This window comes from Krasilnikovia sp. M28-CT-15 (assembly GCF_047159595.1).
In the GTDB taxonomy this organism is placed as follows: domain Bacteria; phylum Actinomycetota; class Actinomycetes; order Mycobacteriales; family Micromonosporaceae; genus Actinoplanes.
This window is the reverse complement of sequence record NZ_BAAGAK010000001.1, coordinates 852,166-875,605: the sequence shown is the minus strand read 5'-3', so window position 1 is coordinate 875,605 and position 23,440 is coordinate 852,166. Positions and strand designations below refer to the sequence as shown.

Annotated in this window: 26 protein-coding genes; 12 read left to right on the top strand and 14 right to left on the bottom strand. The window is 71.3% G+C overall.

Annotated elements, in window-relative coordinates:
* Nucleotides 1-10: 10 nt before the first annotated feature.
* Nucleotides 11-916, bottom strand: a complete 906-nt coding sequence (gene ligD / locus ACMCNO_RS04240) for a non-homologous end-joining DNA ligase (RefSeq protein WP_412748104.1) — start codon at nucleotides 914-916, stop codon at nucleotides 11-13.
* Nucleotides 906-1,865, bottom strand: a complete 960-nt coding sequence (gene ligD, locus ACMCNO_RS04235) for a non-homologous end-joining DNA ligase (protein ID WP_412748103.1) — start codon at nucleotides 1,863-1,865, stop codon at nucleotides 906-908. The genes ligD (ACMCNO_RS04240) and ligD (ACMCNO_RS04235) overlap by 11 nt, the downstream gene beginning before the upstream one ends.
* Before the next feature lie 132 nt (nucleotides 1,866-1,997).
* On the opposite strand from ligD (ACMCNO_RS04235), the gene ACMCNO_RS04230 reads away from it, so the two are divergent.
* Genes ACMCNO_RS04230 through ACMCNO_RS04220 form a run of 3 tightly spaced genes read left to right on the top strand, consistent with a single transcriptional unit; the run spans nucleotide 1,998 to nucleotide 4,837 of the window.
* Nucleotides 1,998-2,987, top strand: coding sequence for a Ku protein (locus ACMCNO_RS04230; protein ID WP_412748102.1), 990 nt, complete (start codon nucleotides 1,998-2,000; stop codon nucleotides 2,985-2,987).
* A 13-nt stretch (nucleotides 2,988-3,000) separates the two neighbouring features.
* Entirely contained in the window at nucleotides 3,001-3,489 is a 489-nt protein-coding gene (locus ACMCNO_RS04225) for an NUDIX domain-containing protein (RefSeq protein ID WP_412748101.1), read from the top strand.
* A gap of 49 nt (nucleotides 3,490-3,538) precedes the next feature.
* The gene (locus tag ACMCNO_RS04220; protein WP_412748100.1) at nucleotides 3,539-4,837 is read left to right on the top strand and encodes an MFS transporter; all 1,299 of its coding nucleotides are present in this window, start codon (nucleotides 3,539-3,541) and stop codon (nucleotides 4,835-4,837) included.
* On the opposite strand, the gene ACMCNO_RS04215 is transcribed toward ACMCNO_RS04220, so the two are convergent.
* Nucleotides 4,831-5,295 carry a DUF2231 domain-containing protein gene (locus ACMCNO_RS04215; RefSeq protein WP_412748099.1) on the bottom strand — a complete coding sequence of 155 codons (465 nt, stop codon included), beginning with the start codon at nucleotides 5,293-5,295 and terminating at the stop codon, nucleotides 4,831-4,833. The two genes, ACMCNO_RS04220 and ACMCNO_RS04215, sit on opposite strands and share 7 nt — an antisense overlap.
* A gap of 598 nt (nucleotides 5,296-5,893) precedes the next feature.
* Between ACMCNO_RS04215 and ACMCNO_RS04210 the strand changes: the two genes are divergently transcribed.
* The 4 genes from ACMCNO_RS04210 to ACMCNO_RS04195 all read left to right on the top strand — a co-directional run bounded on the left by ACMCNO_RS04210 (nucleotide 5,894) and on the right by ACMCNO_RS04195 (nucleotide 8,398).
* Nucleotides 5,894-6,331 (top strand): DUF6232 family protein, encoded by a 438-nt coding sequence (locus tag ACMCNO_RS04210; RefSeq protein WP_412748098.1) that lies wholly within the window; start codon nucleotides 5,894-5,896, stop codon nucleotides 6,329-6,331.
* Nucleotides 6,332-6,513: 182 nt separating this feature from the next.
* Nucleotides 6,514-7,434, top strand: coding sequence for a helix-turn-helix domain-containing protein (locus ACMCNO_RS04205; protein ID WP_412748097.1), 921 nt, complete (start codon nucleotides 6,514-6,516; stop codon nucleotides 7,432-7,434).
* A gap of 64 nt (nucleotides 7,435-7,498) precedes the next feature.
* Nucleotides 7,499-7,696: a DUF397 domain-containing protein gene (locus ACMCNO_RS04200; RefSeq protein ID WP_412748096.1), complete on the top strand. Its 198-nt coding sequence runs from the start codon at nucleotides 7,499-7,501 to the stop codon at nucleotides 7,694-7,696.
* 93 nt (nucleotides 7,697-7,789) lie between these two features.
* Nucleotides 7,790-8,398 (top strand): DUF6226 family protein, encoded by a 609-nt coding sequence (locus ACMCNO_RS04195; RefSeq protein WP_412748095.1) that lies wholly within the window; start codon nucleotides 7,790-7,792, stop codon nucleotides 8,396-8,398.
* 18 nt (nucleotides 8,399-8,416) lie between these two features.
* Here ACMCNO_RS04195 and ACMCNO_RS04190 read toward each other — a convergent pair whose 3' ends face one another.
* From ACMCNO_RS04190 to ACMCNO_RS04170, 5 genes are all read right to left on the bottom strand, one after another.
* On the bottom strand, nucleotides 8,417-9,628 hold the full coding sequence (locus tag ACMCNO_RS04190; RefSeq protein WP_412748094.1) for a geranylgeranyl reductase family protein: 1,212 nt from the start codon (nucleotides 9,626-9,628) through the stop codon (nucleotides 8,417-8,419).
* A gap of 229 nt (nucleotides 9,629-9,857) precedes the next feature.
* Nucleotides 9,858-10,382, bottom strand: a complete 525-nt coding sequence (locus ACMCNO_RS04185) for a pyridoxamine 5'-phosphate oxidase family protein (protein ID WP_412748093.1) — start codon at nucleotides 10,380-10,382, stop codon at nucleotides 9,858-9,860.
* A gap of 31 nt (nucleotides 10,383-10,413) precedes the next feature.
* On the bottom strand, nucleotides 10,414-10,683 hold the full coding sequence (locus ACMCNO_RS04180; RefSeq protein ID WP_412748092.1) for a DUF6959 family protein: 270 nt from the start codon (nucleotides 10,681-10,683) through the stop codon (nucleotides 10,414-10,416).
* Nucleotides 10,673-11,200: a response regulator gene (locus ACMCNO_RS04175; protein WP_412748091.1), complete on the bottom strand. Its 528-nt coding sequence runs from the start codon at nucleotides 11,198-11,200 to the stop codon at nucleotides 10,673-10,675. Before ACMCNO_RS04175 ends, ACMCNO_RS04180 begins: the two co-directional genes overlap by 11 nt.
* A 110-nt stretch (nucleotides 11,201-11,310) precedes the next feature.
* A complete protein-coding gene (locus tag ACMCNO_RS04170) occupies nucleotides 11,311-11,925 on the bottom strand; it encodes a GNAT family N-acetyltransferase (protein ID WP_412748090.1) in 615 nt (204 codons plus the stop codon).
* Nucleotides 11,926-12,047: 122 nt separating this feature from the next.
* On the opposite strand from ACMCNO_RS04170, the gene ACMCNO_RS04165 reads away from it, so the two are divergent.
* A complete protein-coding gene (locus ACMCNO_RS04165; protein ID WP_412748089.1) occupies nucleotides 12,048-12,695 on the top strand; it encodes a maltokinase N-terminal cap-like domain-containing protein in 648 nt (215 codons plus the stop codon).
* A gap of 84 nt (nucleotides 12,696-12,779) precedes the next feature.
* On the opposite strand, the gene ACMCNO_RS04160 is transcribed toward ACMCNO_RS04165, so the two are convergent.
* The 4 genes from ACMCNO_RS04160 to ACMCNO_RS04145 form a co-directional block, all read right to left on the bottom strand.
* On the bottom strand, nucleotides 12,780-13,238 hold the full coding sequence (locus tag ACMCNO_RS04160; RefSeq protein WP_412748088.1) for a MaoC family dehydratase: 459 nt from the start codon (nucleotides 13,236-13,238) through the stop codon (nucleotides 12,780-12,782).
* A 9-nt stretch (nucleotides 13,239-13,247) separates the two neighbouring features.
* Nucleotides 13,248-14,024 carry an enoyl-ACP reductase FabI gene (gene fabI, locus ACMCNO_RS04155; RefSeq protein WP_412753610.1) on the bottom strand — a complete coding sequence of 259 codons (777 nt, stop codon included), beginning with the start codon at nucleotides 14,022-14,024 and terminating at the stop codon, nucleotides 13,248-13,250.
* Between the two features lie 1,301 nt (nucleotides 14,025-15,325).
* Entirely contained in the window at nucleotides 15,326-16,618 is a 1,293-nt protein-coding gene (locus ACMCNO_RS04150) for a helix-turn-helix domain-containing protein (RefSeq protein WP_412748087.1), read from the bottom strand.
* 26 nt (nucleotides 16,619-16,644) lie between these two features.
* Nucleotides 16,645-16,773 carry a hypothetical protein gene (locus ACMCNO_RS04145; RefSeq protein WP_412748086.1) on the bottom strand — a complete coding sequence of 43 codons (129 nt, stop codon included), beginning with the start codon at nucleotides 16,771-16,773 and terminating at the stop codon, nucleotides 16,645-16,647.
* A gap of 326 nt (nucleotides 16,774-17,099) precedes the next feature.
* Between ACMCNO_RS04145 and ACMCNO_RS04140 the strand changes: the two genes are divergently transcribed.
* From ACMCNO_RS04140 to ACMCNO_RS04125, 4 genes are all read left to right on the top strand, one after another.
* Nucleotides 17,100-18,794: a thiamine pyrophosphate-binding protein gene (locus tag ACMCNO_RS04140; protein WP_412748085.1), complete on the top strand. Its 1,695-nt coding sequence runs from the start codon at nucleotides 17,100-17,102 to the stop codon at nucleotides 18,792-18,794.
* A complete protein-coding gene (locus tag ACMCNO_RS04135; protein WP_412748084.1) occupies nucleotides 18,791-20,041 on the top strand; it encodes a cytochrome P450 in 1,251 nt (416 codons plus the stop codon). The genes ACMCNO_RS04140 and ACMCNO_RS04135 overlap by 4 nt, the downstream gene beginning before the upstream one ends.
* A 62-nt stretch (nucleotides 20,042-20,103) precedes the next feature.
* Nucleotides 20,104-21,297, top strand: coding sequence for a sensor histidine kinase (locus ACMCNO_RS04130; protein ID WP_412748083.1), 1,194 nt, complete (start codon nucleotides 20,104-20,106; stop codon nucleotides 21,295-21,297).
* Nucleotides 21,269-21,940: a response regulator gene (locus ACMCNO_RS04125; RefSeq protein WP_412748082.1), complete on the top strand. Its 672-nt coding sequence runs from the start codon at nucleotides 21,269-21,271 to the stop codon at nucleotides 21,938-21,940. The genes ACMCNO_RS04130 and ACMCNO_RS04125 overlap by 29 nt, the downstream gene beginning before the upstream one ends.
* A gap of 49 nt (nucleotides 21,941-21,989) precedes the next feature.
* On the opposite strand, the gene ACMCNO_RS04120 is transcribed toward ACMCNO_RS04125, so the two are convergent.
* Together ACMCNO_RS04120 and ACMCNO_RS04115 are read right to left on the bottom strand one after the other, a co-directional pair.
* Nucleotides 21,990-23,165: a hypothetical protein gene (locus ACMCNO_RS04120; RefSeq protein ID WP_412748081.1), complete on the bottom strand. Its 1,176-nt coding sequence runs from the start codon at nucleotides 23,163-23,165 to the stop codon at nucleotides 21,990-21,992.
* 16 nt (nucleotides 23,166-23,181) lie between these two features.
* Nucleotides 23,182-23,430: an acyl carrier protein gene (locus ACMCNO_RS04115; protein ID WP_412748080.1), complete on the bottom strand. Its 249-nt coding sequence runs from the start codon at nucleotides 23,428-23,430 to the stop codon at nucleotides 23,182-23,184.
* Between the last annotated feature and the right edge of the window lie 10 nt (nucleotides 23,431-23,440).

Below are 23,440 nucleotides of genomic sequence, written 5' to 3'. Positions count from 1 at the left end.
CCACCGCGGCTCAGGGCACGGCCGGTCCGGGCGTGAGCAGGTCCACCAGCAGGTCGCCGTGTTCGTCGACCCGGTCCAGGACCTGCCCGGCGGTGAAGTGGCGAGCCGGTTCGTCCCCGACCGCGACCGCCTCCACCTCCGCCCAGGTCAGCGGCGTCGACACGGTCGGGGTGGGCTGGGCGCGCAGCGAGTACGGCGCCACGGTGGTCTTCGCCGCGGCGTTCTGACTCCAGTCGATGAACACCTTGCCGGGCCGGATCGCCTTCGTCATCCGCGCCGTGATCGAGCCGGGGACCTGCGTGGACAGTTCCTCGGCGACCCGCTTGGCGTACCCGCTGACGTGCTCGGCGGACTGCGTGCCCGCGATCGGGCAGCACAGCTGCATGCCCTTCTTGCCGGAGGTCTTCGGATACGCGGCGACGCCGTCGGTGGCCAGCCGGTCCCGGACGAGCACCGCGACCGCGCAGCATTCCCGCAGCCCGGCGGGCTCACCCGGGTCCAGGTCGACCACCATCAGGTCGGGGTCGGCGCCGATCCGCCACTGCGGGGTGTGCAGTTCCAGGGAGGCGATGTTGGCCACCCACACGAGCGTGGCCAGGTCGTCGACCACCACGAAGTCGATCGTCTCGCGGCTCTTGGTGGAGCCGGGCACGGGCAGGGTCTCCAGGCGTACCCAGTCCGGGGTGCCGCCGGGGGCGTTCTTCTCGAAGAAGTGGGCGGCATCGACCCCGTTCGGGTAGCGGATCCGGGTCAGCGCCCGGTCGGCCAGGTGCGGCAGCAGCACCGGGGCGATGCGCGTGTAGTAGTCGATGACCTCACCCTTGGTGAACCCGGCCGCGGGGTACAGGACCTTGTCGAGGTTGGACAGTTCGAGGTCGCGCCCGTCGATGTGCACGACGAAGCGCTCACGAGGCACGCTCGTCCTCCTCCTCTTCCGCACACATCCCGGGGGTCTTGTCCGGGCGCAGTCGCAGGAACCGGGGGAACCGCAGCCGCCCGTCGGGGGTGCGGTTGCCGTACCGGATCTCGGCCACCAGTTCGGGGCGTACCCAGTGTGCGCCGCGGGAATCCTCGCGGGGCACCGCGCCGGGCGCGAACGGTGACTCCGTTGCGGCCAGCGGCCGCAGCGCCGCCAGCAGCTCCTGTTCGGCGGCGGCGCCGATGCCCCCGCCCACCCGGCCACGGAACTGCAGCGGGCCGTCCGGGCCGGGCACGCCGACGAGCAGGCCGCCGAGGCGCCGGACGCCGGCGCGCCACCCGCCGATGACGTAGTCGCCGGTCCGGTCGAACTTGACCTTGATCCAGTCGGCGGACCGGGCACCGGGCACGTACGGCGCGTCCACCCGCTTGGCGACCACCCCTTCCAGGGAGTGTTCCCGGGCGGCGGCCGCGGTGGCGGCCCCGTCGGGGAAGGCGGGCGGCACCGTCCAGTGCGGTCCTTCCAGCTCCAGTGCCTCCAGCCGGGCGCGGCGCTGCGCGTACGGCAGCGACAGCAGCGCCTCGTCGCCGTACCGGAGCAGATCGAAGATCATGTACGTGGCCGGCAGCCCGGCGGCCAGCCGGGCCGCCCGCCCGGTGTCGCGCACGTGCATCCGCTCCGCGAGCGCCGTGAACGACGGCCGCCCGCTGGTGTCGAGCACCACCATCTCGCCGTCCAGCAACGTCCCGGCGGGCAGGTCCAGCCCCGCCACCTCGGGATACGCCACGGTGACCAGCGTGCCGGAACGGGCCCAGAGCCGGGGCGGCCCACCCGCGAAGGACGCCAGCACGCGCACGCCGTCCCACTTGAACTCGTAGCTCCACCCCGGTCCCGCCGGCAGGACGCCCGCGGTGGCGAGCATCGGGGACAGCGGTGCACCGGCCATTCGATCACCATAGGCAGGTGCGAACACCTTACGCAGCCGTGTCGGTGATGCGATCCTGATCGGGTATCAACGCGATTCCGGCAGCTCAGCCCGGGTCTGACCGGAACGGCTGCCACGGCGGGAGGGCGGGGCATGCGGGCGATCTGGAAGGGCGCGGTGTCGTTCGGCCTCGTGTCGATCTCGGTCAAACTCTTCTCGGCCACGGAGGAGAAGGACATCCGGTTCCATCAGGTGCACCGCACCGACGGCGGCCGGATCAAGTACAAGCGGGTCTGCTCCGTGGACGGCGAAGAGGTCAGCTACGACGACATCGCCAAGGGGTACGACATCGGCGGCGGCGAGATGGTGATCCTCACCGACGACGACTTCGCGGACCTGCCGTTGACCACCTCGCACGCGATCGACGTGCTGGCCTTCGTTCCCGCCGACCAGATCGACCCGATCATGTACGCGAAGGCCTACTACCTGGAGCCCGAGGGCCAGGCCGCCAAGCCGTACGTGCTGCTGCGCGACGCCCTCACCGACGCCGACCGGGTCGCCATCGTAAAGGTGGCGCTGCGCCAGCGCGAGCAGCTGGCCACGCTGCGGGTCCGCGACGACGTACTGGTGCTGAACACGATGCTCTGGCCGGACGAGGTGCGCACCCCGGACTTCGGCTTCCTGGACGACGACGTCGAGACCCGCCCCGCCGAGCTGGCCATGGCCAGTTCCCTGATCGACTCGATGGCGGGCAGTTTCAAGCCGGACGAGTTCACGGACAATTACCGGGCCGCCCTACAGGAGGTCATCGACGCCAAGGTGGAGGGCCGGGAGGTCGTCACGCCGGAGGAGGCCGAGGAGGCACCGGCCGCCGCGGTGGATCTCATGGCGGCGCTCAAGGCCTCCGTCGAGCGGGCCAAGGCGGCTCGTGGCGAGTCCCCGGAGGCCCGGGCACGGGCGATCGAGGCCACCCCGCTGAAGGCCGCGCCGGGCAAGACCGCCGCGAAGAAGACCACCACCGCCGGGAAGACCACCACCGCGGCCAAGAAGACCGCGACGGCGAAGAAGGCCGCGACGGCGAAGAAGGCGGCCCCGGCGAAGAAGACGACCACCGCGAAGAAGGCGGCGAAGAAGTCCGCCTGACTAGGCTGCACGGGTGGCATTGACGTGGGCTGAATCGTATCTGGGGCGGGTGCGCGCGAGTGTCGGCGACGGCGACACCCTGCTGTTCGTGGGCGCGCGCGGGGTGATTCTCGATGACGCGGACAGGCTGCTGCTGATCCAGCGGTCCGACAACGGGCGCTGGGCCATCCCGGCGGGCGCGATGGAGCTGGGCGAGAGCATGCAGGACTGCGCGATCCGGGAGGTGTGGGAGGAGACCGGGCTGCGCGCCACGTCGCTGACCCCGTTCGCGTTCTACAGCCGGTACACGTACACCAATGACTACGGGCACACGTACCAGCAGATCATGATGTCGTTCCGGATCCATGCGTGGGAGGGCGAGCTGCAGACCGTGACGGACGAGTCGGTGGACGCCGGGTTCTTCCCGCTGGACGCGCTGCCGGGCCCGCAGTCCAAGGTCATCCAGGAGACGCTCGCGGATCTGGCCGCCTTCCAGCGCACCGGCACCATGGTCATCAAGTAACGCGAAAATCGTTCGGCCACTACACCGGGTCCGTGACACGATCCCGGGCGTGACCGACCGACCCCGGCGGCGGCTGGGGCTGGACCTCACCCCGCTGCGCAGCTCCCGCGACTTCCGCCTGGTCTTCGCGGGCGGCGCGGTGTCCGGCTTCGGGTCGTTCATTACGTACGTCACGATCCCGTTCCAGGTCGCGGCCATCACCCACGACCCGCTGGCCGTCGGCCTGCTCGGCGTCTTCGAGTTGGTGCCCCTGCTGGTGATGGCGTTCGTGGGCGGCGCGCTGGCCGACTTCCTGGACCGCCGCCTGCTGGTCCGCGGCGGTGAACTCGCCCTCGCGGCCCTGTGCGGGGTGCTGTTGGTCAACGCCCTGTCCGACCGTCCGCACCTGTGGCTGCTGTACCTGGTCGCCGCGGCGACCGCCGCCATCGACGGCGTGCAGCGCCCCGCGCTGGAGGCGATGCTGCCCCGGCTGGTGACGCCCGAAGAGATCCCCGCGACCAGCGCGCTGCAGTCGCTGGGGATGCAGATCGCCCAGCTGGGCGGCCCCGCGCTGGCCGGGGTGCTGCTGGCCACCGTCGACCTGGCCTGGGTGTACGCGATCGACCTGGCCACCTTCGCGGTCTCGCTGATCTGCCTGTCGCTGGTCCGCGCGGTCCCGCCCCCGCCGGACGCGGACCGCCCCTCGATCCGCTCGGTGGCCACCGGCCTGAAGTACGCGAAGAACCGCCCCGAACTGCTCGGCACCTATCTGGTGGACATCAACGCGATGTTCTTCGGCATGCCCCAGGCCCTCTATCCGTTCCTGGCCATGCAGCTCGGCGGCCCGAAGGTGCTCGGCCTGCTGTACGCCGCCCCCGCCGTCGGCTCGCTGCTGGCCACGGTCGGCTCCGGCTGGACCGGCCGGGTGCACCGGCACGGCCTCATGGTGATCATCGCGGCGGCGCTGTGGGGGGTCGGCATCGTCGGCGTCGGCCTGTCGCACATGCTCTGGCTCACCCTGTTCTGCCTGGCGTTCGCGGGGGCCGCCGACATGGTCTCCGGCATCTTCCGCATGATCATCTGGAGCCAGACCATCCCGGACCACCTGCGGGGACGGCTGGCCGGGATCGAGATGCTGTCCTACACCACCGGCCCGCTGCTGGGTCAGCTGCGCTCCGGCATGATGGCGCGAACCCGGCTGGGCGTGGGTGGCTCGATCTGGGTGGGCGGGGTGCTCTGCGTGGTCGGCACCGCGGCGCTCGCGGCGGCCCTGCCGGCGTTCGTCCGCTACGACGGCGCGAACGGGATCGCCCGCAAGAAGGCCGAGGACGAGGCGTGGATCGCGGCCGCGGCGGCCCGCGCTCAGTAGCCGCGGTGGCGGGGCTGGGCCCGGGCGAGCACCGGCTCGCGACGCTGGGCGACGAGGTCGCTGCCGCGCCAGGCGACGAAACCGGCCGCGGCGAGGGCCAGCAGTTCGACCGCCAGCAGGCCACCGCCCGCGACCCGGTCGGGGGTCCGCATGCGCAGGATCAGGATGACCGTGAAGAGGATCAGTACGCCCATGCTGCCCAGGATGCGCAGCACCCCGGCCCGCTTGGCGGCGGTGCGGTGCGGCACGTAGGCCACGTCGATGGCACCGGCCACTGTGGCGAGTACGCCGCCGACCAGGCCCGCGACGATGTTCCAGTACGCCAGAGCGCCGAGGAACTGCGGGGCGCCGAGCAGATCCGCGACGTCGAAGATGACGGCCATCGCGAACAGTCCTAGCGGGAACATGACGAGCACCGGTTGCACCGCCTCGCCCCCGATCCGCAGTCGACTCTCCATGCCCTGTTCAGCCTCCCCAAGCTGCGGTGTCCTGGATGTGTCCGGCGGTAGGGCCGCGCTGTGCCTGCCGCGGCTGCGGGATGTATCGATGTCCGGTCTACCCGACGAGCCTCTCGATGAAACGAGTCTTTGGTCCCTGGCGTGGCGCTGACGTGTGCCGGCGCTGGCGGTGGTCGCGCCGACGGTGCGGCGTTCCTCTTGTCTCTCGCGGCGCCGTGGCGGGGTCTCGTTCGGCGTATGGTCTCACGCTTCCGCAATGGACGGGCAGCCTTCCGCAGGCCGGATCCGGCGCCTGTTCTCCCAGGTCGCCGGGCCGGCGGATGCGCCGTCGAGACGTGGTCACCACTCAGCTTGTACGCAGTCTGCGACATGGCAACTTGGAGTGTAGCGATCAGACGGGTGGCGTGCTGTACTGGAGGATGCAGGCAACAGGGCGGAGTTGGAGGGAGACAACGCAACGGCACCCGGCGGCAACCGGGTGCCGTTGTCGCCTCTGGAGCTACGCCTGGTGGTAACGAGCGAGGCGGGGGACTCTCTCAGCGCCAATGGTGGCTCGGCTCTCCTCCCCTCGCAAGAAGCGGCGGAGAGGAGTTTCGCGATGAGCACACGTACCTACTACCGCGGACCGGACGCGGTGGTCACGGACGAGCACTTCGTGTGGCGCACCACTTCGACCCGGGTCTTCGAGATCCGCGAGCTGCGGCACGTCATGGTCAGCAGGCAGCCCGCCACGCACGCGTACCCGATCATGGCGGGCGGCGCGGTCCTGCTGGCCTCCGCCGGCTGGGCCACGCTGACCAACCCGCCGACCCTCGTGCTGGGCCTGCTGACCGTCGCGACAGCGGGTGCACTCGCGGTGACCCTCGCCCGGACGCGATCACGGACCTGGCGGCTACAGGCGACCTACCGCGGACGCGACGTAGTCCTGTACGCACAGTCCGACCTGCGGGTGTTCAACCAGGTCAGTCGCGGTCTGCGGCGGTCGATGGAGGCTGCTCGGCCACCGACGGCCGGCTACGGCCTGGTTGTCACCTGATCGCCGCCCGGCCACCCCAACGAGTGAGTCCGTTACTTTTCGGTGAACTTATGCGCACCCAGATTCGTTCTGATATGACAGTAAGTAAGATGACGCGCGACCTCGCTGGATGCAAGCTGGCATCCAGCGAGGTGGCATGATTGCCGCAGGCAACCTCGATTCTCATCGACGATGAAGGACTCATGGCTGAGGGTGACTCGCCCACCGTGGCCAGGCGGCGCGTACGCCTGGCACTCCGCGAGGCCCGCGAGGCGGCGGAGTTGACCCAGCAGCAGGTCGCCGACGAGATGGAATGGTCACTCAGCAAGGTCATCCGCATCGAGGGCGGCGAGGTCAGCATCGCGCCGAACGACCTCCGCCCGCTGCTGACGTACCTCGGCATCAAGGACCGCGCGCGCATCAACGACCTGTTACAGGCCGCCAAGATCGCCCGAACCCGGCAGCGTCGCTTCTGGTGGCAGGCCCCGGAATTCCGCGAACACCTCACGGATCCGCTGCGGCGGCTCATCGAGTTCGAGGCCGAGATGGCGGCGATCCGGTACTACTGCTTCTACCACCTGCCCGGACCGCTGCAGACGCCCGCGTACGCCGAGGCGCTCATGCGCAAGTGGGACGACGAGCTGAGCCAGGAACAGATCCGCTACCGGGTCGAGGCGCGCCAGCGCCGCCGCGAGACCCTGGACGCGCGGCTCGACCACATGCAGATCTACATCCTCATCGACGAATCGGTGCTCTGGCGGGCGATCGGCGGCAACGCGGTCATGGCCGAGCAGTTGGAACAGCTCGTCGACCTGGCCGCCAGCGGCCACGTCCACCTGCGGATGATCCCGTTCGCCGTGGACACACCGATGACCAACAACGCCGCCTTCGAGGTACTGGTCCTGGGCGAGGACGTACCCGAGAACGCGGTGCTGTACCGGGAGAACGGTCTGACCGACGAGCTGGTGGAGGACCTCGCCACCACCTCACGGCACCGCAACCGGTACGACAAGGTATGGAGCGCGGCCACGGACGAGGCGACCACCGTCGCCTTCGTCCGTGACCGGATCAGAGCCCTGCGCGCGGCTGAACACAGCCCGCCGGGCGACCCGAATAAGCAGTAAGACTCACCGACCCGCAGGCCGGTGCGTGCGCTGGTCCGTGGGGATTCCTTGAAAGGACGCGCACATGAGCGACAGCATCGAACCCCAGTGGCGGAAGAGTTCCCGCTGCGGCAACGGCACCTGCGTCGAGGTAGCGAAGGTCGACGACACCTACCTGATCCGCGATTCCAAGAATCCCGGCGCCGCCGCCCTCGCGTTCACGGAACAGGAGTGGATCGCCTTCGTCGACGGCGTCACCGCGGGCGAGTTCACCTTCAACTGACCCGGTAATCATGGTGCGCGCGGTCCGCAGCCCCGGATCGCACGCACCTTCGGCCGCCGTTTACGGCGGCCCCGGGTTCCCGTTCGACTGAGCGTGGCTCAGCCGCCGCGGCATAATGCCCAGATGGGGGACGCCGACCCGCCGCCCGAGACGTACCTCCGGGTCACCGATCCGGGGCGCTTCGACCTGCTCCACGACGCGGCCGAAGTGTTGCTGGACGAGCTGACCGAGCGGTACACCGTCGAGCGGCGGGAGACCAGGGAACCCTTCGAGGGGCGCGCGGACGGCCCGCTGGTGCGCATCGTGCGGCTGATCCCCCGTGCCCCCGTGGCCGGGCCGGTCGCGATCGGGTTCACCGACTTCCCCGGCCTCACGGTACGCCTCGGCCGCTGGCACGAACTGGCGCTGCCGGTGTGCGGCTGCGACACCTGCGACGAGGATCCCAAGCAACTCGTCGACGATCTGCACCGGGAGATCTACGCGCACGTCGAGGGCGGGCTGTGGGAGGGCGTACGGCGCCGCCTCCACGGCTCGTGGTGGGAGACCCGGCTGGTCGGTCCGGACTTCAGCCAGGGGCGCAGCGGGCCACTCTCGGGTCGGCAGGCACGGGCCGCCCGGCACGAGGGATACGCGGCCGCCGTCCGGTGGGCCCCCTGGAACCGGCGCGCCGCCGATCCCACCGAGCCACCACCGCTGTACTGACGTCGCACCGGGTGGTGATCACCCTGACGGATTCGCGGGCCACCGAGCCCGCCGGTCCTCCGTGGCAGGCGCCGGGGCCGGGCCACCCAGAGCGCGCACCGCCAGCCGGATCGACGGCCTGCGCAGGACATGGGCCATGGACAGCTCGCCGCGGCAGAACGCCGTGAACGCCCGCCAACCCAGCGGGGTGGCCATCGCCGCGTGCACCAGGCCGGGATGGCGCTCGAAGACGTCCAGCAACCGGCGCCCGGCCGCCATCTCCGGCTGCAACTCGTCGGCCACGAGCCGCTCGTATTCCCCCAGCGGCCCCGCCTCGGCCGGCCGGCTGCAGGCGGTCGCGGCGGCCTGTCCCGCCCACGTGCCGGAGCGCAGCGCGTAGCTGATCCCCTCACGGGTCCAGGGCTCCAGCAGGCCTGCGGCGTCGCCGACGACCAGGACGCGACCCCGGCGCAACGGCGCGTCCCCGCTGCGGCACCGGGTCAGGTGGCCGGAATCGCGCCGGACGGGGCGGTCTGCCAGGCCCAGCCGGTGCAGAAACCGCCCGAGGTACTCCTTCGTGTCACCGCCGCGACCCTTCGCCATGATCACGCCGACCGTCAGCTCGTCGTCCTTCGGGAAGACCCAGCCGTACGAGCCCGGCACCGGCCCCCAGTCCAGCAACACCCGGCCCCGCCAGGCGGCGCGCTGGGCGGAATCCGGCACGACCTCGACCTCCAGCCCCAGATCCTGCTGGTCGAACGTGACCCCGACGTGGCGCGACGTGATGCCCGCGGAACCGTCGGCGCCGATCACCACCCGCGCGGTGACCGTCGAGCCGTCCGCCAGCCCGATCGACGCGGCTGCCTGGTCCTGGGTGATGCTCCTGGCCTGGCAGTTCTGCCGCACCTTGGCACCGGCGGCGAGCGCCGCGTCATGCCAGGCGAGGTCGAAATCGTCGCGGCGCACCATCGTCAGCAGCGGAGTGTCCCCGGCCCGCCGGGTGAACGCCCGCCGCCCGTTGCACGCGAACGTGATCGCGGCGACCGTGTCCCGGGCGGGCACCGCGATCCGGGCCGCGGCGATGCCCAGTGAGGTGCCGATGAGGCCGCCCCCGCACGTCTTGTAGCGCGGGTGCGCGGCGCGCTCGAGGACCACCGTCCGGGCTCCGGCCGACGCTGCGGCGCAGGCCGCCGCGAGACCCCCGGGCCCCGCTCCGACAACGGCGACATCCCACTCCGGCGCCTCGACCACCTGCGGAGTTTAGCCCCGGCGAGTGCAGGGGCGGGACCGCTGGGCGGCCCCACCCCCGCGCGCAGGACTGCGGCCCCCCTTGCACACGCAGCCTGCGGCTCTCAACCCCGCCCCGGCGGGCGGCGGCCGCACCGTTCATTCCCCTGCGCCACGCCGCGCTCACCCTGGGCGACACCGATCTTCGCAATGAAATGCGTCGAAGATTTGAACGTCCATCGCTTTCGTGGCCTCAGCCCGTGATGCCGCGCGAGGCGAGCAGTTCGGTGCGCTTGAAGGCGTAACCCACCATCCAGTGTGGGCGCAGGCGATACATCCGGATCTCGTCCCCCCACGACAGGGGTGAGCTGCCGTAATGCGCCGTCCAATGATCGATGGTCTCGCCCCAGCGCGGATCCTGCGGCGACATGACCTCGACCCGGCCGTGGCTGAAGACGGCCATCTCCTCCCCGTCGATGTGCGCGACGCTGACCGCGGGCCGCGCCTGGAGATGGCGGGCCTTGGCGGCCGTCGCGCTCGTGCTGAACGTCCACGTGGCGTGCAGGAAGTGGCCGTCGAGCGCGCTGATGCGCGGCTCACCGGCGGCGGTCACGGTGGCGACACTGAGCACCCGCATGCCGGTGAGCAACGCGGCAAGATCGTGTGCCGTCAGCCTGCGATCCGCGTCGATGATGCCCCGCAGATGCTCGGTCGACGTGGTGTGTGAAGCATCGAGCAGCCGTTGCAGGTCGGCCAGCTCGTCGGCGGTCTCCATCATGGGGCCACGCTAGGCCGGGGGTACGACGAGATCAGTACGGACGCCGGATGCCCCGCTCGGCCAGCGTCCGCTCGTACGCCTCCAGCACGGCGCCCACCTCCCCGACCACATGATCCAGCTCGCCCAGGGCGTCCGGATCTCCCGGCTCCACGCGCAGCGCCCGCGCGGCCGCGGCAAGGTGCAGGTGCAGCGCCGCGAAGCCGTCCCCGGGCACGTGGATGCCGGGGAACGCGCGGCCCGGCAGGTGCACGACCGCATGACTGCCCGTACGTGCGAGCACCTCGGCCTTGTCAGAGCTCATTCCGCGAGTCTGCCAGCGGATCCGCGGCCACGCCCCCGGTCCGCCGATCACGCCGGGGCAGGCCGCCGCCCGCCGGAACGGCCGCCGCGCGGCGCCCCGCCTCCTCGGCAGGCCCGGGGCCGGGGTGGCACGGTGGCGTGTCGTGCGGATGCCGCCCGTACGCCGCGAGTGCGTGCACCGCATCGACCAGCTCTGCGTTCGGTATCGGCTTGAGCAGGACGGCGCAGACACCGGCGGCGCGCAGATCCGTGTCCGCCGAGCGCAACCGGCCGCTCAGCAACGCGACGGGGATGTCGCCGATCTCGGGCATGCCACGGACCGCCTGGCACAACGCCAGGCCGTCGAGTTCCGGCATGTCCAGGTCGGTGAGCACCACATCCGGCGACACGGCGGCCGCGAGGTGCAGCGCACTGCTGCCGTTGTCCGCGGCGTGGACCTCGAAGCCGGCCCGCTGCATCAGGCGCTGCAACCCATCGCGAAGATCGGGGTCGTCCTCGGCCAGCAGCAGTACGGTCATCGGAGCGCTCCCGACGCGATTCCTCAGCGTAGTGCCGACATTACGCTGGTCCCCTGGCGTTCGGCGCGTTTCACCACCGCATACCACCATCGGGTGGCGCGCGGGCGCCGCTAGCAGAAGTCGATCCGCATCACGGCGCGCCGGGGCGTCGGCGTGGAGACCTGGGTGAACCCGGCGGCGGCGAAGATGTTGCGGCTGCCGACGTACAGTTCGCCCCAGCCGAAGGTCTGGCCCGGCCGGGTGATGATCGGGTACCCCTCCAGGGCCCGGGCACCGCGCTCGCGCGCGAATCCCACCGCGGCGGCCGCCAGCGCCCGGCTGATCCCGCGACGGCGGAACCCGGTCCGGGTGACGAAGCAGGTCACGGCCCACACCCCGGCATCCGTACGGTCCTGGTCGCGGCCGCTCCACGGCACCCGGCTGCGGAGCAGGCGCACGTACTCGGTTCGCGGTTCGACCGCGCACCAGCCGGCCGGTTCGCCGTCGAGGTACGCGACCAGACCGCTCGTCGCGCCGGCCGTACGATCACCGCAGTGCGTCTGCTCCCGCAGGCGCCGCGCCTTCTCCCCGGCCGGGACCGAGCCCCACTGGGCATCCCGGATCTTGAACCACTGGCAGTGGCAGCGCGACGCCTCCCCGCGTACCCCGAAGATCGCTGCCAGGTCGTGCCCGGTCGCCTCGTTGGCCGGGACAATGGAGATCGCCGCCGGGGACGCCTCCGTCATCGCCTCGCCTCCTCACCCTGCTCGGCATCTTCCCGCACATCGCCCGTCCGGGGCGGACAGGCGCGCACCCGAGTCGCAATCTCGCTGGAGGTCGCTTTCCCGCCACGGGCAGAATCGTCGGCATGGCCGTCATCCACCACACCACCACCCTCACGCCCACCAAGCTCGAACTCCTCGCTCCCTGGCTACCCTCCCGGCCCTGGTACATCGGGGACGGCGAACCGGACCTGGCCAAGGCCGGTGGTTTCCGCCTGGACGACCCCGAGGGGGAGGTGGGCATCGAATTCCTGGTGGTCACGGACGCCTCCGGCGCTCAGCCGGTCGCCTACCTGGTGCCGCTCACCTATCGCGGCGCCCCGCTCGACGGGGCCGAGCACGCCCTCGTCGGGACGATGGAGCACGGAGTCCTCGGGCGGCGCTGGGCCTACGACGGCTGCCACGACCCGGTGCTGGTCGCCCAGTTGCTGTCCCTGATCGAGGGCCGGGCGCAGGCGCAGCACCAGAGCACCAGCAACACTCCAGACCGGGAGGTCACTCGCGCCTACACGGGTGACGGACTCGTCGGCGCCGACTTCACTGCCGCTGTGCTCGACGACCACACCGGCACCGAGCTGCGTGGACCGCACGGTGCGACCCTGCGCCTGCTCCGGGTCCTGCGTCCCGCCGCGGTCGTTCCCACGGACGCGACCGGCCATGTCGCCGGTTGCTGGCAGCTGCCGGACGGCACCGCACGGGGGTTGTTCGTCGTGGTGCATGCCGGACGCGGGTGAGGGGGACTCGCCCGCACGACCATTCAGGTGGCCCGATCGCAGCCAGCCGCAGGGTGGGGTTGGAATGGCGGTACCTGCCCTGAGTCACATCTGCAGAACCAGCACGTGATCCGCCACGCAGGCGGGTCGCCGCTCGCCTTGGATCTCCGCGGTCGTCCGCACGACCACCCTCGCCCCGGCGGCCATCCGCCGGGTATGCCGCAGGTGAACGACACCGCGCACGTGCGACCCCGCCCGGACCGGAGTCTGGAACCGGACCCGGTCGAAGCCGCCGTTGATCATGTACGTCACGCCGTCCACGCTGAAGATCTCCTCCAGGAACGTCACGCAGAGCGACAGCGTGAGCGCGCCGTGGGCGATAGTCGATCCGAACGGGCCGTCCCGGCGGGCACGCTCCGGATCCACATGGATCCACTGCCGATCGCCGGTGACGTCGGCGAAGCGGTCGATGAGCTGCTGGTCCACGAGAACCCAGTCACTCGTGCCGAGCAGGTCCCGGCCGACCAGATCGTCGATCCCGGTGAATCGGGCGATGGGCGCCACGGCGGCGACTCAGGGGTGGCCGACGGCGTGTGCCCCGCCGTCGACGTGCACGATCTGGCCGGTGGTCGCCGGCATGAGGTCGGAGAGCAGGGCGACACAGGTACGCGCCACCGGTTCCGGATCCTTGGTGTTCCAGCCCAGGGGTGCGCGCTCGCTCCAGCGCTGCCCGAAGTCCTCGTTGTCCCTGGCGCGGCCGATGCTGTTGGCCGCCACGGTGTGCAGCGGCCCCGCCGCGACCAGATTGGTACGGATACCCGCGTCTCCCAGGTAGAGGGCGAGATAGCGGGCGGCCGACTCCAGGCCCGCCTTGGCCACGCCCATCCAGTCGTAACCCGGCCAGGCGACCGTGGCGTCGAAGTCGAGGCCGACGACGGCGGCGCCGGGATTCAGCAGGTCACGGACCGCTCCGGTCAGGGACACCAGGGAGTGGGTGGACACCTGCAGCGCAGCCGCGACGTCCGTCCACCCGGTGGTGAGGAAGCCTCCGCCCAGCGCGGCAGACGGTGCGTAGGCGATGGAGTGGACGACACCGTGCAGCTCGGCAACGTGCTCACGCACCGCACCGGCCAGCCCGGCGAGCTGCGTCTCGTCGGTGACGTCCAGCTCGATGACGGGTACGGGCCGCGGAAGCCGGTTGGCGACCCGGCGGACCAGGCTCAGCCGACCGTATCCGGTGGTCACGACGGTTGCCCCGTGTTCCTGTGCCGCCCGCGCCACGTGGAATGCGATGGATGACTCGGTGAGCAGGCCGGAGACTAATACGTTCTTGCCGTCGAGAAGGCGCATGGTCGGGAACTCCAAGTATTGGGGTGACGGCATCGTGCCATCTTGACTGAGGCGAGTCAAGATGAGTCAAGAGAAATCCAACTGCGCACTCGATGATGACGCGCGTCGGTCCCTCTTCGATATGCCGGAGTACGCGGTTGCGCCTACTCCGTGCGCCGCCCGGCAGGACCGCTTGCGTCCAGCGCGTACATCCGGCGGCGCCGCGAAGTCACCCTCCGGAAGCATGGGGACGTACATCCTTTGTCCGATGCGGAGGCCGACCGCGGCTCGTACCGTGGCGATGCCACAGGCGCGTCACATCGTGAAGGTATCGGTGATCGGAATACGCCCCTATCCCCAGCAAACGGTCCGCACCCGGGGCGGCGGTCCGGACGTCCCCCGTCGCGAGCGGGTTCCCGCCATCGGCGGCGCCGCGTTCGCCGCGCGGACGACCGGACCCGACCGTCCCCATCAGACAGGCGTCGGACCGGAGCGGCGGGCGGTCCCATGACGGGTTGTCATGCGGTCAACCATCCGCATTTTGCAGATACGGGCGGGCCATTCCCCTCGTCGCGCACCTGTTGACCGTTCAGGTATAGTCCTCGGCGCATCGATACACGCCGAGTAGCGTGAACATCCTTTAATAATGCAGAGAATCACTGAACCAAGACCATTACGGGGGGTCGCGTGTTGAGTGCGGAAAGCCTTGCATGTATTTCGTTGTGCGCACAGGAGATTAATGTCTTCTGCAGCACCCTGAGGGATGACGGGTCTGCCGCGGATGCACCGGACGGCTCACGAGGCGCGTCGGTCCGCGACCTCATGGACCGGGTGCTGACGCTGGCCGGTTTCCCCGCCCTGCGGGTGCACCTCGACTCCCGCACGTTGGGCCGTCCGCTCACCCTGCCCGGCGGGATCTGCATGGATGTGAGCCGCGACGGGGAACACGTCCTGATCGCCGTCGCCCGCGACCGCCGGGTGTCGGCGGCCGTCAGCCGGGTGGCTCCGAACTCCTCCCACCTGCTGGGCCTGCTCACCCCGGCGGAACAGGAACTACTTCGGCAGGCGCCGCCGGATCGCCGCCGACTGCAGCTGTCCCAGTTCTGGTCCCGCAAGGACGCCGCACTGCGGCTCACCGGCCGGCGGATCAGCCTGGCCGGGACGCTGGACACCAGTTCGGCGGAGAGCGCCGCGTGCAACACGACCCGGTGGGCCGCCGCCCAGGAGGCCGTGTACGTCCGCGACATCCCGGTGTCCACGTCGGTCACGGCGGCCGTGGCCACTCCCGACGATCAATGCCACGTCCGGATGTGGCAAATCGACTACGGGAGCATGACGGCCGGCCAGCCCGCCATTGCCGGCTCGATGGACGTGCCCGCCTCGACGACACCGTTCAGCTCGCGCCAGACCCGCACGGCGGACTTGTACATGCCCGATTCCTCGTACAATTCCGCAGCCTGACGGTAGGCGGCCAGGGCCTGGCCCTGCTGCCCGGCGCCGGCCCGTGCCCGGCCGACCGCGATGCACACCCCGGCACGGCGTACGGGCGACGCGTCGCCCAGGTCGGCCGGCGCCGAGTCGATGCTCTGCACCGCAGCGTCGGGGTTCGCGTCCTTCAGGTGCGCCAGCGCCTCCAGCCCGGCCAGTTCCGCCAGATCGACCGGCGCGCCGATCAGCTCGAACGCCTGCCGGGAGCGCCGCAGACGCTCCCACACCGGGTCGAGGCCGCCGTCACCGCCCAACCGGATCGCGGCGGCCGACCGGCACAGCGCCGCCCACCGGGCCAGGTCGGCGGCGGGTGTGACCTCGGCCAACGCCTGCTCGATGAGTTCGGCGGCGGCACCCGGAACGCCGCCGAGAAACCGGACCGCCGCGGTTGTCCACAGGATGTTGCTGCGGGCGAACCGGGTCGCGACGTCGGGAAGCACCTCCATGAGGTGGGCCGCCAGCGGTTCGGCCTGCCGCACCTCCTCGCCCATCGCGAACGCGGCCAGCAGGGTCGTCTCGAGCTGGAGCCGTTCCGGGGCCGTCACGGGCAGGCCCTCCGCGACGACCAGCGCGGTCTCGGCCGTGGCGACGCACGCCTCGAGACGGCCGCGCTGGCGCGCATGCTCGGCCGTCGCGGCGGCCACCCGGGTGAGCAGCTCGGGCGAGTCCGCGGTGAAGGGATGCGTACGCAGTTGCTCGAGCGCGCCGTCGTACCGGGCAAAGTCGTGCTGCTGGGCGAGGATCTCGGCCAGCAGCCAGCGCGCCTCCCACGAGAGATCGTCATCGTCGGGGCTGTCGATGTCGGCCACCAGAGCCTCGGCCAGCGAGCGCGCGGAGTCCAGATCGCCGCCGGCGCGCACGGATCCCGCGGCGACCAACCGGCTCGCCAGGTTCATCCGGCGCCCCGGCCGGACCGGCGGATCCGGGGGCGCGGCGAGTTCCGCCACCTCGACACCGAGCCGGCGGGCGATGATGCGCGCCATCTCGTCACTCGGGGTACGGCGGCCGCTCTCGACCAGCGAGATGTAGCTGGCGGACATCTCCGTCCCGGCGACCTCGGCCTGCGGGAGGCCGAGCTGCCGGCGCAGCTGCTTGACACGTTGGCCGAAGGCCGGCTGGACGATCACGACAACCTCCGCGCGCTGGGGCGCCGTCACCACGGCCGGGCGTGCGCCGCCGCGGCTGCAGCCACCGGATCGTACAGGGCCACGGCACCGGGCCGGACGGGCGCGGCGCCGTGCGGCGCCGGCACGATCCAGGTACGGCCGACGGACCCGGTCACGCGGCGACGGCCCGTGACGCGGCGAGCCGCGCTGTCATGCGGCCCGGTGCTGCCGCGACGGGCGCCCCGTGAACCGGGCAACGAACGGAAAAACACCAGGGAACGTTATAACACACCACGCAGTCATTAAATGGACGCGCCGGGTGATGTGTCGAGCCCCAAACGGAGTACCCACTTCGCATTACCGGTCACCGGGCTCGGGACCCGGCTGTCAAATATTGACAGGCTCTTGTAAAGTGAGTCAAGGTTGGCACGCACCCCCGAAGTCTCACCCGTGCCCGGCCCCCGACGAATTGACGTCGGGCATGACAGATCGAGGACACCCCGTGAATGCGAACCGGTCGTACCGCTCCGGCTGGCAGGCCGTGGTCGAGGGCCTGCACCAGCTGGGCGTACAAACCCTCTTCGGGCTTCCCTCCGACGATCTCCATCTGCTCGCCGCCCTCGAGGAGCGGGACATGCGGATGGTGCTCAGCCGTGACCAGCGCAACGCCATGTTCATGGCGATCGGCCATGCGCTCGCCGGCGGCACCACGGCGGTGTGTGTGGTGGGCAAGGGACCCGCGGTGACCAACACGGTGACCGGCCTCCTCGAAGCCAACGCCGCACGCGTCCCGGTCGTCCTGCTCGCGACCGGCACCGCGGCCGAGCGGCGCGGCACCGGCGCCTTCCAGGAGCTGGACCAGCTCAGCATCGTCCGCCCGCTCGTCAAGTGGTGTCACCGCGTGGATACCCCGCAACGGCTCGGCGCCGCGCTCGAACGCGCGTTCTTCGTCGCCGCCAACGGCGCCCCCGGCCCGGTCTATCTCGAACTGCCCGAGGAGATCGGAGGCGGCCCGGTGCCCGAGCGCGAGTGGCGCCGGGCACCGGCGCACCGTCCGGCCCCGGACCCGGACGCGTACGCGGCGGCGCTCGCCGCGGTGCGCCGCGCCGACCGTCCAATGCTGCTCATCGGCGGCGGAGCCCGGCACCGCAACACCGACCGGATCATTGAGCGGCTGGCCGAACGGCTCGGCGCGCCGATGATCACCACCGCCTCCGGGCGCGGGGTGGTCGACGAGGACCACCCGCACTTCTGCGGCCTCGCCGGTCTCTACGCGCACCCCGCCACGACCGACCTCTGGGCGCGGACCGATCTGGTCGTGGCCCTCGGCAGCCGCCTGGAGGAGACCGCCACGTTCGGCTGGGAGCACCGTTGCCCCGCACCGCCCGTGGTGCAGATCAACGTGGCCGAGGCCGACGTCGTCCACGACCGGCCCGGCCCGATCGTGCTGGCCGACGTCCGGCGTACGGTGAGCGCCCTGCTCGAGGGCCTGGGACCCGCCGGCCCCGGCACCCCCCACGTGGCCGGTCCGGCATCCGTACGCGGCGCCGCGCTGGCCCAGCACACCGACCGACTGACGGAGGCTGCCGCCGGTCCGCACCTGCGCATCGTCGAGATCCTGGCCGCCGTGCAGGACCTCGCGCCGGACCGGATTCTCGTGCAGGAGAACGGCCTGCAGGACATGTGGTCGTACTTCTGGCCGGCATACACCGGCGGCACGTTCGTGGCACCCAGCGAACAGACCAGCCTCGGCTTCGGCGCCGCGGCGGCGGTCGGGGTCTCGCTGGCCGTTCCCGCGCGCACCACGGTGGCCCTGGTCGGCGACGGCGCCTTCAATCTGTTCCGCAGCGACCTCGCCACCGCCGTCGAAGCGGGCGCCGGTGTGCTCTACGTGGTGCTCGACAACGGCGGCTACGGGTGGCTGCAACAACAGCTCACTCAGCACAGCGGAGGGCGGAGCCGGTTCCGTTTCACCCGCCCCCGGCCGGTCGCCGGATCCACCGCCGGAGCGGACGGGCCCGCGGGCGAGTGGACCGTACGGGTCGCCGACCGCGACGCGCTGCGGCCGGCGCTGCGGCAGGGCCTGCGGTGGTGCCGCCGGGGACGGCCCGCGGTGGTGGTGGTCGACGTCCGGCTCGACGACGTGGCCCCGGGACTGGACGAACTCGCCGGCGACTTTCCGGCGGTACAGGGATGAGCGAGGTCGACGAGATGGTGCTGACGTATGCCGCGAAGCGGGCCTCCCGGGCGCTGCTGACGACGCCGGGGCGGCTGGACCCGTATCCGCACTACGCGGTGCTGCGCGACCACGAGCCCGCGCTCGACACCGACACCGGCTGGGTGATGGTCAGCAGGTATGCGGACTGCGACCGGGTGGTGCGCGATGCCGACTTCCGGGTGGGCGACCGGGAGTGGTACGCGGCGACGTTCGGGGACGAGGCCCTGCGGGATTCGTCCCGGCTCACCCAGGACTCGATGCTGTTCACCAACCCGCCCCGGCATGAACGGATGCGCAAGCTCGTCAGCTGGGCGTTCACGCCACGGCGGGTGGCCGCGATGCACGCCTCGGTGCAGGCACGGGTGACCCAGTTGCTCGACGAGCTGGCGGACGCCGGAGCCGACGGCAGCACGGTCGACTTCAACACCGCGTTCGCCTACCGGCTGCCGATGAGTGTCATCGGCGACATGTTCGGCGTCCCGGAGCAGGACCGGGCGCAGTTCGGGCCGTGGGCCTTCGACCTGGATGCCACGCTCGAACTGACGCAGACCCGCCAGGACCTCGACCGCGCCGACACGGCCGCGGCGGCCATGATGGACTACTTCACCGAGCTCATCGCCCACCGCCGGCGTGCCCCCGCCGACGACCTGATCAGTGGCCTGATCGAGGTCAGCAACGCCGACACCGGCGATGACCGGCTCAGCCCGGAGGAACTGCTGTCCAACATCGCGCTGGTGCTGGTCAACGGGTTCGCCACCACCAACGACCTGGCCTCCAACGGGCTGGCTCTGCTGCTGGAACAGCCGCAGCTGCTGGATCGGCTGCGGGCCGATCCAGGGCTGAGCCCCGCGTACGTCGAAGAGGTCCTCCGGTTTGAATCCCCGGTCCAGCTCGTCATGCGGGTGGTGGGCGCACCGACCGAGCTGGGTGGAGTGTCGCTGGCTCCCGGCCATCTCGTGGTCGCCCTGCTGGGCGCCGCCAACCGGGACGAGCGCCGCTTCGACCGGCCGGAGGTCTTCGATCCGGCCCGCGCGAACAACCAGCCGCTGAGCTTCGGCGCCGGCCCACACTTCTGTTTCGGCGCCGCCCTGGCCCGGCTGGAGGCCCGAATCGCCTTCGCCGACCTGGCGCGGCGCTTCCCGCGGATCGCTCAGGCGGGTCCCGCCGTGCGGCGCGACCGTCTCACCCTGCGCGGGCTCTCCGAGCTGCCGATCACGATCGCCTGAGTATGGTGGTGGCCCCGGTCGAAGCGCAGGGCCCGGCCACGATCGCAGCCGACCGTCCGGCCGTGGAGCAGGATGATGCGATGACCCCCATGCGGCTGAGCCGGCGCGACGTCCTGGTCGCCGCGGCCTGCATCGGCGGCGCGGCGTTACTCACGGTCCTCGGCGCGAACGAGAAGGAGCCGCATTCCGGGTGGCTGCTCGTCACCGCCACCATCGCGGGTATCGCCGCCGGGCTGACCCGGACCATGCCGATCGTCGGCCTGTCGCTGGGCGCCGCCGCAACGGCGGTCGACGTGGCGATCGGTCCGTCGCTGGCCACCGTGGTGATCTTCAGCCAGATCCTGCACGACGCCGCGGTGCACGGTCCCCGGCGGCTGTCCCGGGTGCTGTTGTGGATCGGTGGGCTGCTCACCGTCGGCGTGATGATCGGCTCCATGCTGACCTACCAGAAGGCGGGCGCCGCGGTGACCGGCGTCCTGCTGGCCATCGTGCTGGTCCTGCCGGTGTGGAGCGGGCTCACCCTGCGGGAACACCGCGACCAGTCGGAGGCCGAACGGCGCAACGCGGAGCAGGTGGCCCGCCTCGCCGAGTTGGACAACCGGCAGGCGGTGGCCGCCGAACGGACCCGGATGGCACGGGAACTGCACGACGTGGTGGCGAACCACCTCGGCATCATCGCGATCCACTCCACCGGCGCGCTCTCCCTGGGCGAGGACCGGCCGGTGCAGATGCTGCAGGCCCTGTCGGTGATCCGGGAGAGCGCCGTACGCGGGCTGGCCGAGCTGCGCGAGTCGATCCACCTGCTGCGGATGAACGACACGAGCGCGCCGATGGGCGCGTTGGGACTCGACGACGTCCCCGGCCTGGTGCGGCAGGTGGAACAGGCCGGTCTCGCCGTTCGGATGCACACCGTGGGCACCCCCCGTCCGCTGCCGGTGGCGGTCGACATGGCCGCCTACCGGATCGCCCAGGAGAGCCTGACGAACGCGGTGAAGCACGGTCGCGGCGAGGCCGACATGACCGTCGACTACCAGCCCGATCAGGTGGTGCTCACGGTCGTCAACCCGATCGGCACCACCTCCGGCATCCCGGCCGAGGCGGCGGGCGCGAAAGCGGGACTGATCGGGATGCGCGAGCGCGCCTCGCTGCTCGGCGGGTCCTTCACCGCCGGGGCGGCCGAGCACGCGTTCCAGGTCCGGGTCAGCCTGCCCGTAGAGAGGAGAGTCAGTGACGACGAAGGTGCTGGTCGCCGATGACCACGGCGCGGTCCGCGCCGGCCTGGTCCTGGTGCTGAGCGCAGCCCCCGACATCGAGGTGGTCGGCGAGGCGTCCAACGGCGAGGAGGCCATCACGCTCGCCCGCCACCTGCAGCCGGACGTGGTGCTGATGGACATCCGGATGCCGCGGATGGACGGCATCACGGCGACCCGCCAGTTGGTGGAGTTCACCGACGTGCTCATCCTGACCACCTTCGACCTCGATGAGTACGTCTACGGCGCGCTGCGGGCGGGCGCCGCCGGGTTCCTGCTCAAGGACACCGACGCCGACGCACTGATCGAGGCGATCCGCCTGATCGCGCGCGGGGAGGGGATGATCGCCCCGGAGGTCACCCGTCGCGTGATCAACGCGTTCGCCCACCAGTACGCCCCGCCGACCACCGAGTCGCCGGACGGGCTGGACGAACTCACCACCCGGGAACGGGAGGTGCTGGCGCACATCGGGGCGGGGCTGTCCAACCGGGAGATCGCCGAGGCGCTCGGCATGGCGAGCACGACGACGAAGACGCACGTCAGCCGGATCCTCACCAAGCTGAATCTGCGCAGCCGCGTACAGGCCGCGGTGCTGGCCCGTGAGCTGCGCCTGCACACCGATCAACCGGAACCGTGGGCCCGCAACTGACGGACCGGCCGGACTCCCCCGCCGTCGCCGGTACGGGAGTCCGGCCTGGTCAGTGCACCGGCAGGGGTCGGGTGCGGGCCGCGAACGTCTCGACCAGGGTCAGCTCCGCGTCACGCAGGGTACGCAGCTCCGCCACGTCCGCGGCCCGCAGCGGCGCGGACCCGGCCCGGCGGCGGACCGGGAAGTAGAGCGTGCTCTCCGCAAGCGCGGTGATCCTGGCCTGCAGGGCCTCCCGGTCCGCCGGATCACCCGCCAGCAGCGCGGTGGCCGCGTCGACCTCCAGCGGCTCGTCGCCCGCGGCCCGGGCGATGTCCAGCACCCGCCGCAGGTACCAGGCTGCCAGGTCCGGGCGGTTGCGGCGGTGCAGCAGCTGCCCGAGACGCAGCAGCAGTCCGGCGTGCTCGAGGTCGGCGGGCAGGCGCTCGGCCAGTGTCCGGTCGGCGTCCGCGTAGCCGTCGCCGTTCGCCCAGGGCCCGGACGGCATGCGGAAACCGTCGTGCACGACCAGGGCCAGCTCCGCGCCGGAGCGCACCCCGGCGCGCCGCAGGGCGCCTACGTGCCCGGCCAGCGACCAGGACCGCGGGCCGTGCCCGGCGGCGTCCGCCATGGCGCGCGCCTCGGTTGCCAGGGCCATCGCGGCGAGCTCGGGATCGTGCCGCCAGCCGGCGACGATGTCGGCGAGTTCGGCATATGCGTGGCCGCGCAGGTGCGCCTCGGTGATGTCGCGGACGAGCACGTAGCGGGCCCAGTACCGCAGGTCGGCGTACCACGGCTGGTCGGCCAGCTCGGCGAGGTGCCGCCGGGACACCTTGACGCCGCCCACGTCGACGGCCTCGAGGTCGAGCAACGCCCGTACATCGGCGAAGTACGGCAGGGCCTCGCGCCACCGGCCCTGCCGTACCCGCAGGCGCCCGATGTTGACCCACGGGCGCAGGATGTTGGCCGCCGCGACCGCCCGCGACCTGGGGTCCGTCAGAGCGTGTCCGAGGACCGCGATCTGCCGTCGGCACGAGTGTTCCGCTTCCGCCGCGTCTCCGGCCAGCGCGAACATCAGCGCGCCCTTGTTGAAGGCACCGGTGATCTCGGTCAGCGGGTCGTCCGGCCGGCGGACCGCGGTCCGCAGGGCGTGGGCGCACCGGTGGGCCATCACCCGGATGTCGACGCGCGCCATGCGCTCGTTCGGGGTGATGAATTCGGTGAGCGGTGCAACGGTCGCCTCGGTCATGACGATGCCGGGCCGGCTACGCCCGGACCAGGGACGACTCGACCCGCGCGACGACGTCGCCGACCGTACGGAGTTCGGCGACGCTCTCGTCGTCGAGCTTCACACCCAGCTGCTCCTCGACCAGCATCATGATCTCCACAAGCGACAGCGAGTCGACGTCGAGATCGTCGATGAGCAGCTGGTCGTCGGTGATGCTCTCCGCGGGCACCTCCACCACGTCCGCCAGGATCTGGGCGAACGTCGTCCGAACGTCGGTGTCAGACATGTTGACTCCT

Excerpts from the sequence above, each read along its gene's own strand:
- ligD (WP_412748103.1), bottom strand. The coding sequence starts at position 1,865 with ATGGCCGGTGCACCGCTGTCCCCGATGCTCGCCACCGCGGGCGTCCTG.
- ACMCNO_RS04230 (WP_412748102.1), top strand. The coding sequence starts at position 1,998 with ATGCGGGCGATCTGGAAGGGCGCGGTGTCGTTCGGCCTCGTGTCGATC.
- ACMCNO_RS04215 (WP_412748099.1), bottom strand. The coding sequence starts at position 5,295 with ATGGAGAGTCGACTGCGGATCGGGGGCGAGGCGGTGCAACCGGTGCTC.
- ACMCNO_RS04210 (WP_412748098.1), top strand. The coding sequence starts at position 5,894 with ATGAGCACACGTACCTACTACCGCGGACCGGACGCGGTGGTCACGGAC.
- ACMCNO_RS04205 (WP_412748097.1), top strand. The coding sequence starts at position 6,514 with ATGGCTGAGGGTGACTCGCCCACCGTGGCCAGGCGGCGCGTACGCCTG.
- ACMCNO_RS04200 (WP_412748096.1), top strand. The coding sequence starts at position 7,499 with ATGAGCGACAGCATCGAACCCCAGTGGCGGAAGAGTTCCCGCTGCGGC.
- ACMCNO_RS04185 (WP_412748093.1), bottom strand. The coding sequence starts at position 10,382 with ATGATGGAGACCGCCGACGAGCTGGCCGACCTGCAACGGCTGCTCGAT.
- ACMCNO_RS04180 (WP_412748092.1), bottom strand. The coding sequence starts at position 10,683 with ATGAGCTCTGACAAGGCCGAGGTGCTCGCACGTACGGGCAGTCATGCG.
- ACMCNO_RS04175 (WP_412748091.1), bottom strand. The coding sequence starts at position 11,200 with ATGACCGTACTGCTGCTGGCCGAGGACGACCCCGATCTTCGCGATGGG.
- ACMCNO_RS04170 (WP_412748090.1), bottom strand. The coding sequence starts at position 11,925 with ATGACGGAGGCGTCCCCGGCGGCGATCTCCATTGTCCCGGCCAACGAG.
- ACMCNO_RS04165 (WP_412748089.1), top strand. The coding sequence starts at position 12,048 with ATGGCCGTCATCCACCACACCACCACCCTCACGCCCACCAAGCTCGAA.
- fabI (WP_412753610.1), bottom strand. The coding sequence starts at position 14,024 with ATGCGCCTTCTCGACGGCAAGAACGTATTAGTCTCCGGCCTGCTCACC.
- ACMCNO_RS04135 (WP_412748084.1), top strand. The coding sequence starts at position 18,791 with ATGAGCGAGGTCGACGAGATGGTGCTGACGTATGCCGCGAAGCGGGCC.
- ACMCNO_RS04120 (WP_412748081.1), bottom strand. The coding sequence starts at position 23,165 with ATGACCGAGGCGACCGTTGCACCGCTCACCGAATTCATCACCCCGAAC.
- ACMCNO_RS04115 (WP_412748080.1), bottom strand. The coding sequence starts at position 23,430 with ATGTCTGACACCGACGTTCGGACGACGTTCGCCCAGATCCTGGCGGAC.